Annotated in this window: 10 protein-coding genes; 9 read left to right on the top strand and 1 reads right to left on the bottom strand. The window is 43.3% G+C overall.

Annotation, left to right across the window (positions count from 1 at the left end):
- Window positions 1-146: 146 nt before the first annotated feature.
- From K7887_RS09280 to K7887_RS09320, 9 genes are all read left to right on the top strand, one after another.
- Entirely contained in the window at window positions 147-1073 is a 927-nt protein-coding gene (locus K7887_RS09280; RefSeq protein WP_223493273.1) for an aspartate carbamoyltransferase catalytic subunit, read from the top strand.
- A complete protein-coding gene (locus K7887_RS09285) occupies window positions 1039-2328 on the top strand; it encodes a dihydroorotase (protein WP_223493274.1) in 1290 nt (429 codons plus the stop codon). The genes K7887_RS09280 and K7887_RS09285 overlap by 35 nt, the downstream gene beginning before the upstream one ends.
- A complete protein-coding gene (locus tag K7887_RS09290; RefSeq protein WP_223493275.1) occupies window positions 2325-3422 on the top strand; it encodes a carbamoyl phosphate synthase small subunit in 1098 nt (365 codons plus the stop codon). The genes K7887_RS09285 and K7887_RS09290 overlap by 4 nt, the downstream gene beginning before the upstream one ends.
- Window positions 3407-6622, top strand: coding sequence for a carbamoyl-phosphate synthase large subunit (gene carB, locus K7887_RS09295; RefSeq protein WP_223493276.1), 3216 nt, complete (start codon window positions 3407-3409; stop codon window positions 6620-6622). Before K7887_RS09290 ends, carB begins: the two co-directional genes overlap by 16 nt.
- Entirely contained in the window at window positions 6622-7398 is a 777-nt protein-coding gene (locus K7887_RS09300; protein ID WP_223493277.1) for a dihydroorotate dehydrogenase electron transfer subunit, read from the top strand. Before carB ends, K7887_RS09300 begins: the two co-directional genes overlap by 1 nt.
- Window positions 7395-8336, top strand: coding sequence for a dihydroorotate dehydrogenase (locus K7887_RS09305; protein ID WP_223493278.1), 942 nt, complete (start codon window positions 7395-7397; stop codon window positions 8334-8336). Before K7887_RS09300 ends, K7887_RS09305 begins: the two co-directional genes overlap by 4 nt.
- A complete protein-coding gene (gene pyrF / locus K7887_RS09310; protein ID WP_223493279.1) occupies window positions 8308-9021 on the top strand; it encodes an orotidine-5'-phosphate decarboxylase in 714 nt (237 codons plus the stop codon). Before K7887_RS09305 ends, pyrF begins: the two co-directional genes overlap by 29 nt.
- An 8-nt stretch (window positions 9022-9029) precedes the next feature.
- Complete coding sequence (pyrE, locus tag K7887_RS09315) at window positions 9030-9662, top strand: orotate phosphoribosyltransferase (RefSeq protein ID WP_223493280.1); 633 nt, start codon at window positions 9030-9032, stop codon at window positions 9660-9662.
- Between the two features lie 637 nt (window positions 9663-10299).
- A complete protein-coding gene (locus K7887_RS09320) occupies window positions 10300-11337 on the top strand; it encodes a nuclease-related domain-containing protein (RefSeq protein ID WP_223493281.1) in 1038 nt (345 codons plus the stop codon).
- Here K7887_RS09320 and K7887_RS09325 read toward each other — a convergent pair.
- On the bottom strand, window positions 11329-12087 hold the full coding sequence (locus K7887_RS09325) for a SurA N-terminal domain-containing protein (protein ID WP_223493282.1): 759 nt from the start codon (window positions 12085-12087) through the stop codon (window positions 11329-11331). The genes K7887_RS09320 and K7887_RS09325 overlap by 9 nt on opposite strands.
- Window positions 12088-12145 lie beyond the last annotated feature (58 nt).

The raw sequence follows: 12145 nt of genomic DNA on the forward strand, positions 1-12145 counted from the left end.
CCAGAGAGGCTGAGAAGGGTGCAAGGCGAACACTTAGTGAACAAGGAAGATTCTGCAGTAGTATCCTCTTGTTTACCTAAGTATGAGCAAAACACCCTTCCGGCAAAATGGATAGGGTGTTTTTTTATGAAATGGGAGGGATGGAAATGAGACACTTACGAACGATGAGTGACTTGGCAAACGAGGAGATTATGGCACTGATTGAAGAAGCAATAGAATTTCAACAAGGAAAACAATGGACACCAGAAAAACAGACTTTTGTTGCCAACCTCTTCTACGAATCAAGTACAAGAACAAAATGCAGCTTTGAAGTGGCAGAAAGAAGGCTAGGTCTTCAAGTACTGCCATTTGAAGTCAGCACATCAAGCGTCAACAAAGGTGAAAGCTTGTACGATACAGCTAAAACTCTAGAGTCCCTCGGTGTAAGTGCACTTGTCATCCGACATCCTGAAGAGGAATATTTCAACCAGTTACATACAATCGGGGCAGCGATCATCAACGGAGGCGATGGTTGTGGCAATCATCCAACCCAATCGTTATTGGACCTGATGACAATTTTCCAAGAGTTTGAGCACTTTGGAAAATTAAAGATAACCATAATTGGCGATATCCGACATAGCCGGGTGGCAAGGTCTAACGCAGAAGTACTGGAGCGACTGGGTGCAAAGGTAAGATTTGTCGCACCTGATGAATGGAAGGATAACAGTTACCCAAAAGAGGCTTACATCACGATGGAAGACGCGATACAAACAAGTGATGTAGTGATGCTTCTGAGAATTCAGCATGAAAGGCATCACAGCGGCAAGACAGGATTGGATGCCTACCACCAAGAGTACGGTATGACAATCCAACGAGAAAAAGAAATGAAGCCGAACAGTATCATCATGCACCCGGCACCGATCAACCGTGGGGTGGAAATCGCTTCAGAGCTTGTGGAATGCGAGCGCTCAAGAATTTTCAAACAGATGGAAAACGGCTTATACATGAGAATGGCTGTACTGAAAAGAGCACTAACAAACAATGAAGGAGGAAAAGAGCATGACAACATTATTAAAGAATGGGAAATGGCTTAATTCTGAAGGTGAAATGGAAAAGGTGGATATCCTGATTGAGGGTAAGAACATCAAAAGAATCGCCTCCAACATTGATGATAAAGGAATAGAGGAAGTAATCGATCTTGAAGGGAATCTTGTATCCGCAGGATTCATCGATGTACATGTACACCTAAGGGAACCTGGCGGGGAAAAGAAAGAAACGATTGAAACAGGAACGATGGCTGCAGCAAAGGGAGGATTCACCACCATCTGCGCCATGCCTAATACAAGGCCGACACCTGATACGAAAGAACAGCTAGATTGGCTGACTACTAGAATCGAAGAAACAGCAAGTGTTCGTGTCCTTCCATATGCTTGCATCACAACAAGGCAGCTAGGTCAGGAGCTTACCAATTTTGCCGAGTTAAAAAAAGCGGGTGCATTCGCGTTTACAGACGACGGGGTTGGCGTGCAGGATGCCTCCAAAATGCTTGAAGCAATGAAACAAGCGGCGGCGCTTGATATGGCGATTGTTGCTCACTGTGAAGAAAATACACTGATAAACAAAGGAGCTGTCCATGAAGGGACGTTTTCCAAGGAACATGGTTTAAATGGAATTCCATCTGTATGTGAATCTGTTCATATCGCACGTGACATTTTGCTTGCGGAGGCTGCAGGCTGCCACTACCATGTCTGCCATATCAGTACAAAAGAATCCGTCAGGGTGGTAAGAGATGCAAAGCGAGCTGGAGTTAAGGTGACAGCCGAAGTCAGCCCACATCATCTTTTGTTATGTGAAGATGATATCCCGGGACTTGATCCGAATTTCAAAATGAACCCGCCATTAAGAGGAAAAGCAGACCAAGAAGCATTAATAGAGGGTTTGCTAGACGGAACCATTGATTTCATCGCGACAGATCATGCTCCGCATACAGCAGAGGAAAAAGCGGAAGGCATGGAAAAAGCACCATTTGGAATAGTAGGCCTGGAAACTGCCTTCCCATTACTCTATACAAACTTTGTAGAAACAGAGAAATTCACACTTAAACAATTATTAGATTGGCTGACTGTTAAGCCAGCAGAAGTCTTTAAACTGGAAAGTGGAAAACTAAAAGAAGGAGCTATTGCAGACCTTACCATCATCGATTTGAATAGCTTATCAACGGTCAATCCGGAGAGTTTCCTATCTAAAGGTAAAAACACTCCTTTCACAGGATGGGAATGCAAAGGATGGCCAGTAATGACAATAGTAGAAAGAAAACTAGTTTGGCAGAAAGGTAGTGTTCAAGTATGAATCGACAACTAATTTTAGAAGACGGCACTTTCTTTGTAGGAAAGGCGTTTGGCAGCTTAAAGGACTCTATTGGTGAAGTGGTTTTTAATACAGGAATGACAGGTTATCAAGAAATTTTATCAGATCCATCCTACTGCGGTCAGCTAGTTACTCTGACTTACCCTCTAGTTGGAAATTACGGAGTGAACAGAGATGACTTTGAATCCATACATCCTGCCATCCACGGTTTTATTGTAAAAGAGGTCAGTGATTATCCTTCAAACTTTCGAAATCAATGGACGCTGGATGAGTTTTTCAAAGCGAAAGACATTCCGGGAATAGCAGGTATTGATACGAGAAAACTGACAAGAATCATTCGTCAGCATGGGACATTAAAAGGAGCTCTATGCGGACTTGATGTAGATCGCGAAGAAGTGATTCAACAATTGAAAACGACGACGCTTGCAACCAACCAGGTACATCAAGTGTCCACGAAGACAGCCTACCCTAGTCCGGGTCGCGGTTACCGAGTAGTTCTTGTGGACTTTGGAATGAAGCATGGTATTTTACGAGAATTGAACAAACGCGGATGTGATGTGGTAGTGGTTCCTTACAACATCACTGCAGAAGAAATCATGCAGCTTAGCCCGGACGGTGTGATGCTGTCGAATGGCCCTGGAGATCCAAAAGACGTTCCAGAAGCCATCACGATGATTCAAGGTCTGCTCGGAAAAGTACCGGTATTCGGCATCTGCCTAGGACACCAGCTATTCGCCCTTGCATGCGGAGCGGACACCGAGAAAATGAAATTCGGCCATCGGGGTTCCAATCACCCGGTAAAAGATTTGAAAACTGGAAAAGTGGCATTAACATCCCAGAACCATGGCTACACCGTAACGGAAGAGTCATTAGGGAATACAAGTTTAGAAGTAACGCATATCGCCTTGAACGACGGTACGGTCGAAGGTGTCAAACATAAAGATTATCCGGTATTCACGGTCCAATATCACCCAGAAGCAAGTCCAGGACCAGAAGATGCGAACTATTTATTCGATCAATTCATGGAACTTATCAAGGAAGCAAAAAAGGAGGAGCTTGTATGCCAAAACGTCTAGACATCCAATCCATCTTAGTAATCGGGTCCGGTCCAATCGTGATCGGCCAGGCAGCAGAATTTGATTATGCAGGTACGCAAGCGTGTATTGCCCTTCGCGAAGAAGGATACCGCGTCATTCTAGTAAACTCCAATCCTGCAACCATCATGACAGATCAAGAGATGGCGGACAAAGTATACATGGAGCCATTAACGGTAGAATTTGTGAGCAGAATCATTCGCAAAGAACGACCTGATGCCATCCTTCCTACCCTAGGCGGGCAGACAGGATTGAATCTTGCTGTGGAATTGGCGGAAGCAGGCGTTCTGGAAGAGTGTAACGTTCAGATCCTTGGTACTAAGCTTTCTGCCATTCAAAAAGCAGAGGACCGCGACCTGTTCCGGACCTTAATGAATGAATTGGGAGAGCCGGTACCGCAAAGTGAAATCATCACAAATCTTGAAGAAGCTTATGAATTTGTAAATGAAGTAGGTTACCCGGTAATCGTTAGACCTGCTTATACGCTTGGCGGTACAGGTGGAGGAATTTGTTCCGACGAAGAAGAATTGATCGAAATTGTTACTAGCGGTTTGAAAAATAGCCCGGTAACACAATGCTTACTAGAAAAAAGTATCGCCGGGTTCAAGGAAATTGAATACGAAGTGATGCGTGACAGCAATGACAATGCAATTGTGGTCTGCAACATGGAAAACATAGACCCGGTGGGAGTACATACAGGAGACTCCATCGTAGTGGCACCAAGTCAAACACTGAGCGACAGGGAATACCAATTGTTGCGTAATGTATCCCTGAAAATCATCCGTGCCTTAGAGATTGAGGGTGGATGTAACGTACAGCTTGCGCTTGATCCACACAGTTTCAACTACTACATTATTGAAGTAAACCCAAGGGTAAGCCGATCATCTGCACTTGCTTCTAAGGCAACAGGTTATCCAATCGCGAAGCTTGCAGCGAAAATCGCGGTAGGCTTGACCTTAGATGAAATGATGAACCCTGTTACAGGAAAAACGTATGCATGCTTTGAGCCGGCACTTGACTATATCGTAACAAAAATCCCTAGGTTCCCATTTGATAAGTTCGAATCCGCCAACCGCCGACTTGGCACTCAAATGAAAGCAACCGGGGAAGTAATGGCAATCGGAAGAACGTTTGAGGAATCACTTCTTAAAGCGGTCCGTTCCTTGGAATCCAATATCTCCTACCTCGAGCTTGAAGGAAGCGAAGGGTTCTCAGATGAACTAGTGGAAAAACGTATCAGAAAAGCTGGAGATGAGAGGTTGTTCTATATCGCTGAAGCGATTAGAAGAGGAGTCACCATTCAGACCATCCATGACTGGTGCGAGATTGATCTGTTTTTCCTTCAAAAACTGCATAAAATTTTGGCGATGGAAGAGTTCATCACAAGCAACAATGGTTGCCTCTCCACGCTGATAGAAGCGAAAGAAATGGGCTTCAGTGACGAAACAATCGCCAAATTATGGTCTACAACCGAAAGAGACATCTATGAACTGCGTCTTCAAGAAACAATAGCACCTGTCTATAAAATGGTAGATACTTGCGCAGCTGAGTTTGAATCCAGCACCCCCTACTACTATGGAACGTATGAGGATGAGAACGAATCAGAAGTTACGGAAAAAGAAAGCATCGTCGTACTGGGTTCTGGTCCGATCCGAATCGGCCAAGGTGTTGAGTTCGACTATGCAACGGTCCATTCCGTTTGGGCAATAAAGGAAGCGGGTTATGAAGCAATTATCATCAACAACAATCCAGAAACAGTATCAACGGACTTTAGTATTTCTGACAAGCTTTATTTTGAACCATTAACGATTGAAGACGTCATGAATATCATCAATCTGGAAAAACCAAAAGGAGTTGTCGTGCAATTTGGCGGACAAACGGCAATCAACCTGGCAGCGGAATTAGAAGCAAGAGGAGTCAAGATTCTTGGTACTACCTTAGAAGATTTAGATCGTGCGGAAAACCGCGATAAATTCGAACAAACATTGAACACCCTTGAAATTCCACAACCTAAAGGGAAAACAGCCATCTCTATCTCTGAGGCTATCGAAATTGCCGAAGGAATTGGCTACCCGGTGCTTGTACGTCCATCCTATGTCCTGGGCGGTCGTGCGATGGAAATCGTCTATAAGTCTGACGAACTTTTACACTACATGAAAAATGCGGTGAAAATCAACCCTGAACATCCTGTACTGATTGATAAATACATGACAGGTAAAGAAATTGAAGTGGATGCGATCTCAGATGGAAAAGATGTATTCATCCCTGGGATCATGGAGCATATCGAACGCGCAGGTGTTCACTCAGGTGACTCGATCGCGGTTTATCCTCCGCAAACATTGAGTGCGGCCATCAAAGAGCAAATCATCGACTACACAACAAGGTTGGCGCAAGGCTTGAACATTATTGGACTACTGAACATTCAATTTGTCATCTACAAAGAGGAAGTTTATGTAATCGAAGTAAACCCAAGATCAAGCCGTACTGTCCCATTCTTAAGCAAAATAACCCATGTGCCGATGGCCAAGGTAGCAACCAAGATCATCTTAGGTGAAACACTGGCATCACAAGGATATGGTTCAGGACTTCAGCCGGAAACAAAAGGAGTCTTTGTGAAGGTACCGGTATTCTCTTTTGCAAAACTGCGGAATGTCGATATCACGCTTGGTCCAGAGATGAAGTCTACCGGGGAAGTGATGGGGAAAGATATCACCCTGGAAAAAGCACTATATAAAGGCCTGGTTGCTTCTGGGATTTCCATAAAAACTTACGGCTCTGTGTTGTTCACCATTGCCGACAAGGATAAAGAAGAAGCACTTCAACTCGCGAAAAGGTTCCACCGTATCGGATATAAACTTTTGGCAACAGCAGGAACTGCCGAGTTCTTTGGCGAGTCAGACATTCCGGTAACGGTTGTTAATAAAATCGGTGGAGAGTCACCGAACCTTATTGATGTCATCAGAAAAGGGCAAGCACAATTTGTAATCAACACACTGACTAAAGGCAAACAGCCTGCACGTGACGGATTCAGAATCCGCCGCGAATCAGTGGAAAATGGGATCCCTTGCCTGACTTCACTTGATACAGCAAAAGCAATCCTGAGAGTACTAGAATCGATGACATTCTCTATCGAATCGATTGAAACCTTGGAAAGCACAGAAAAAGAGGCGGTGTACAGCTAATGAAAAAAGCCTGGATGACCATCATCTCCCAAACTAACATTGCGCGTAATATCTATGAAATGACCTTAGAAGGAGAACTCGTCGATCTGATGAGTTCCCCTGGTCAGTTCGTTCATATCCGTGTGACAGAAGGGCTCGACACCCTTTTAAGGCGCCCAATCAGTATCTCTTGCATAGATAAAGAAAATAGACAATGTAAGATCACATACAGAGCTGAGGGAAAAGGAACGATGCTTTTAGCCATGAAACAGCCAGGTGACAAGCTGGACGTATTAGGGCCGCTCGGGAACGGTTTTACAGTGGAAGAATTACAAAGAGGCGATCATGCATTGATTGTAGGGGGAGGAATCGGTGTCCCTCCACTGCTAGAGTTAACCAAACAATTAAACCGCAGAGGAGTAAGTACCACCCACGTACTTGGCTTTCAATCAAAAGAAGACGTCTTTTACAAAAATGATTTTGCTTACTTTGGTGACACCTATGTGGCAACGGTTGATGGGACTTATGGTACAGAAGGCTTCGTTACAAATGTGTTGGAGGAGATTCAACCTCCTTTCATGACACTTTTTGCATGCGGACCAACACCGATGCTTGGCGCACTTGAAAACTTATTTCCCGATAAAAACGTCTACCTTTCTCTTGAAGAACGGATGGGGTGTGGAATCGGTGCTTGCTTCGCATGTGTCTGCCATCTTCAAAACGATCCAGAAGGATATTCATACAAAAAAGTTTGTACAGATGGCCCGGTATTCCGAGCAGGGGAGGTCGTACTATGAGTTGCATATCTATTAAATTGCCAGGACTAGACTTAAAGAATCCAATCATGCCGGCATCTGGGTGCTTTGGCTTCGGAAGAGAATTTGCCAAGCTTTATGACCTAAATGTTTTAGGAGCAATCATGATTAAAGCCACGACCGCAGAGCCTAGGTTCGGAAACCCAACTCCAAGGGTTGCGGAAACAAACGCCGGCATGCTGAATGCAATCGGGCTGCAAAACCCCGGGTTGGAAAAAGTCATGTCGGAAGAACTGCCATTTTTAGCAGATTACAATGTTCCTATCATCGCAAATGTTGCAGGATCTTTGATTGAGGACTATGTAAAGGTTGCAAAAGAAATCTCTGCGGCTCCGAATGTTCACGCTTTGGAGTTGAACATTTCCTGTCCCAACGTAAAAACGGGGGGAATCGCTTTTGGAACAGACCCGGCGGTAGCATTTGAAGTCACGAAGGCGGTAAAGGAAGTTTCCGAAGTTCCCGTATATGTAAAATTATCCCCAAATGTTGCAAACATTTCAGAGATTGCTGTGGCAATTGAAAAGGCTGGAGCAGATGGACTGACGATGATCAATACACTGCTTGGTATGAGAATTGATCTGAAAACTGGACGTCCAATATTGGCGAATGGTACAGGTGGATTATCCGGTCCGGCAATCAAGCCGGTAGCCATCCGTATGATTCATGAAGTTAGCCAAAAGGTATCCATCCCCATCATCGGCATGGGTGGAGTTCAGTCTGCTGAAGACGTCTTAGAGTACATTTTTGCAGGGGCAAGTGCCGTAGCAGTCGGAACCGCAAATTTTGTGGATCCTTTTGTATGTCCGACCATCATTGAAGAACTTCCTTATAAAATGCACGAATTAGGATTTGAGGATATTTCAGAGTGTATCGGAAGGAGCTGGAAGCAGCATGCAAAAATCGCTTATAGTCGCGCTTGATTTTCCTGGTAGAGAGGAAGTTTTGGGGTTTCTTTCTAATTTTGGAGATGAAAAGTTGTATGTGAAAGTCGGGATGGAGCTGTTTTACCAGGAAGGGCCACGGATTGTAGAGTATTTGGTTGCCGAGGGACATGATGTATTTCTTGATTTAAAGCTTCACGATATTCCACATACCGTTTATCAGGCCATGAAGGGGCTTGGCAAGCTTGGTGTCTCGATGACAAACCTACATGCTGCCGGCGGGAAAGAAATGATGAAGACAGGATTGGAAGGGTTGATGGAAGGCGCGGGTGGACGACGCCCAAACTTAATTGCTGTCACCCAGCTTACTAGTATGACGGAAGAACGTATGCAAGACGATCTCATGATTAGTGCTCCGCTTAATGAAGTAGTTCTGCACTATGCACGAAATGCGTATGAGAGTGGCTTGGATGGTGTTGTGTGTTCCTCATTAGAGGCAACTATGTTGCGGGATGCGTTGGGAGCAGAATTCAAAAAAGTTACGCCTGGGATCCGTTTGAAAGAGGACAGTGTGGATGACCAAAAACGCGTGGTAACTCCATTGGAGGCACGTAAGTTTGGCGCAACAGAAATCGTCGTAGGACGCAGTATCACACGTGCTGCTGACCCACGCAAGGCTTATGAAGCAATTTTACAACAATGGCAGGGAGTGGAAATAGGATGAACAATATTATGAATAGAACAGTAGCAGAAGATTTACTAGAAATCAAAGCAGTGTTTTTTCAACCGAACGATCCATTTACGTGGTCATCAGGAATAAAATCACCCATTTATTGTGACAACCGCTTAACTATTTCTTATCCTCGTGTCAGGAAGAACATCTCTGAATCTTTGTCCCGATTAATCGTTTCAAAATTCCCGGATGTGCAGGTGGTAGCAGGTACCGCAACTGCCGGCATCCCTCACGCCGCATTGGTGAGCAACGAACTGAACTTGCCGATGTGCTACGTTCGAAGCAAAGCAAAAGCGCATGGAAAAGGCAATCAGATTGAAGGAAGAGTGGAATCTGGCCAGAAGGTAGTTGTCGTGGAGGATTTGATTTCGACAGGCGGAAGCGCCATCGCAGCAGTTGACGCACTAAGAGAAGCTGGATGCGAAGTGCTTGGTGTGGTCGCGATCTTTACATACGGTCTGGAAGTTGCAGATGATAATTTATCTAATTACGAGATCGAAGCTCATGCATTATGTGATTATCAGACTTTAATGGATGTGGCAATCGAGAAGGACTACATTGGAGAAGGTGACCGTAAGAAGCTTTCAAAGTGGGTGGAGAACCCGACAAGCGAGACTTGGATGGAGTTTTAAGGATTTTTTTGGGAGAATCCCTTGGACCTGTGGTGGTCTGGGGGGTTTTTTGTGTTGGGTGTAGATTAGTGGACTAGTAAATTACCTATTTTAAAAATTAGGTAGCTGAGGATGAGCCAAAATGTAGAATATGAGAGTTTAGTGGTAGAAGGAAGGTTGGGAAATGTACAAGCGAATCCGGGAAATGTAGAAGGTCGCATGGAAAGTGGTAGAAGGTTAAGGTTTAACAGTAGAAGGTGGATTGTAGGGGGAGGTTTGACTTGGTGATAATGGAAATCCCAGTTGTCCCTAACGTGAGGTCCTGCTTCGTTACCAGAGGCTGAGTGGAGTCACCGATAGGGTGAAAGATTACCTACTTTTAAAATTAGGTAGCTGAAAAAGAGCAAAAATGTAGAATATGAGAGTTTAGTTGTAGAAGGACGGTTGGGAAATGTACAAGCGGATCCGGGAAATGTAGAAGGTCGCACTAAAAGTGGTAGAAGGTTCTGATTTAATGGTAGAACCCCACATAGAACTCCAATCATATGATTAAAAAACATCCCCCAAAAAAATACAACAAAATTCCTCATTATAGAAGGAACCTCACCAATAAATGTCGAAATATGTTACCAAACTAAAAATAGAAAGGTGTGGAAAATTGGTTAAACAAGGATATCGTCGTTCAATAATGCAGTGTAAGCTTGATGGCTTACATAGAAGGCTGTCACCTCAACATGAAAAATACCCTCAGATTGAAAGTGAATTAGGCAAAAGACGTTCTGGGGATTTTGGAGAAAACTCCATAGATTATTATTTGTCGCAATTAAGTGGAATTCAAGATTGTATAGTAGTAAAAGGGGCGAGACTACTTCTCAATAAGCATCACTTCCAAATGGATACTCTTCTACTGTTCCCTTCATTTTTCATTCTCCTAGAAACCAAACACTTAACAGGAACACTTCTTTTTGATCCTGATTACCAACAACTCATTCAGATTAAGAAGGAAGATATAAACCATGAAATTTCTAGGCAAGATCCAATCCTCCAAGTAAAAATGCAACATAATCAATTGAAGCGGTGGTTAGCCAACCACGATATAGAAGGGTACCCAGGTTATTGTTTTGTTGGTGTGACAAACCAAAACGCTATTGTAAAAGCTCTTTCCAACCCTACCCTAGTACAAGAATTCGTAGTTAGAAGCCCTGCCCTGACATTTAAAATCAACGACATTCTAGCCAAACAGCAGCATACCTGCTCCACCATTCATTCCCCACAAGAAATATCCTTAATGATAACCAACTACCATGCTCCAATAAACGTAAATATCCTAAATGATTTTAATATAGAGTCGTCAGAGATATTGACAGGAGTTGCTTGCCCTGATTGCAACAAATTGGCAATGGAAAAACACCTAAGAAAATGGAGCTGCCTTTATTGTAAACAACATTCAAAGGATGCTCACATTCAAACCCTGATTGATTATTCTTTTTTGTTTGGCACATCCATTACAATCCGAGAAGTATGCAGGATCTTACATATAAATAATGTACGTAGTGCAAGAAGAATGATGAAAGAGTTATCTCTAAAACGACTCGGAACAACTTACAATTCAAGATACTGCCTAAAAAGCCTCCTAAATCAACAAAACGCACCCCGAGATGAGGGTGCGTTTGTGAACTTCATACTATTAGATTAGTTTTTCGATTTCGCTGTCTTTTTTAAGATCTTCTACAAGAGTTTGTAGTTTCTTTTGTGATTCTTCTTGTTCAAGTTGACCGCGAATTTGGTCTTCCACTTCCGCAAGTTCTGGGAATTGGTTTTCAGGAGCTTCTTCGCCTTCAGGAGCTTCTGCCTGTTGAGCTTCATTTTGTTCTTTTGCTTGGTTGTAGTATTCTTTTATCTGCTCGTCCGTTACTTTTGTTTCAGGGAATTCTTTTTCCATGTATTTTTGAAGTGCCAATTCTTCAGAGATTTGCGCCTTTAGAGTTTCCATTGTTAATGGGCTTGCTTCAAGTGCCTCTTCGAATTTTTCTTCGCTTTCGTAATTTGCTTTAATGTCCTTGATGTAATCCTCAATCTCTTTTTCGCTTGTTTTATAGCCTTTGCTTTCTACTTCTTGAGAAAGGATTTTTTGATCGATCAATGCGTTTAAAGTTTGGTCTTTCATTGCCTCAGCGTCGCCGCCTTGACCGAACTGCATCATCATCATTTGAGTTTGTTGAAGCATCTCATTATATTCCTGGCCTTTAATTTCCTGTCCGTTGACTTTTGCCACAACTTTTTCAGGATCGACTTCTTCGACTTCAGGGGTTTGCTGTTCTTGTCCTTCTTGAGCTTCTTTGTTTTCATTACCTTCTTTAGAAGCATTGTTTTCATCAGAACCGCAGGCAGCTAATAGAACAGCTGTTAACATTGCTACTAGAAAAATCGTCAATTTCTTTTTCATGTTGTTACCCTCCATTTGAAAAAAACATTTAAAACTATTTTTCCATTTAAACATGGTT

It is taken from the genome of Sutcliffiella horikoshii, assembly GCF_019931755.1.
Classification (GTDB): Bacteria; Bacillota; Bacilli; order Bacillales; family Bacillaceae_I; genus Sutcliffiella_A; species Sutcliffiella_A horikoshii_E.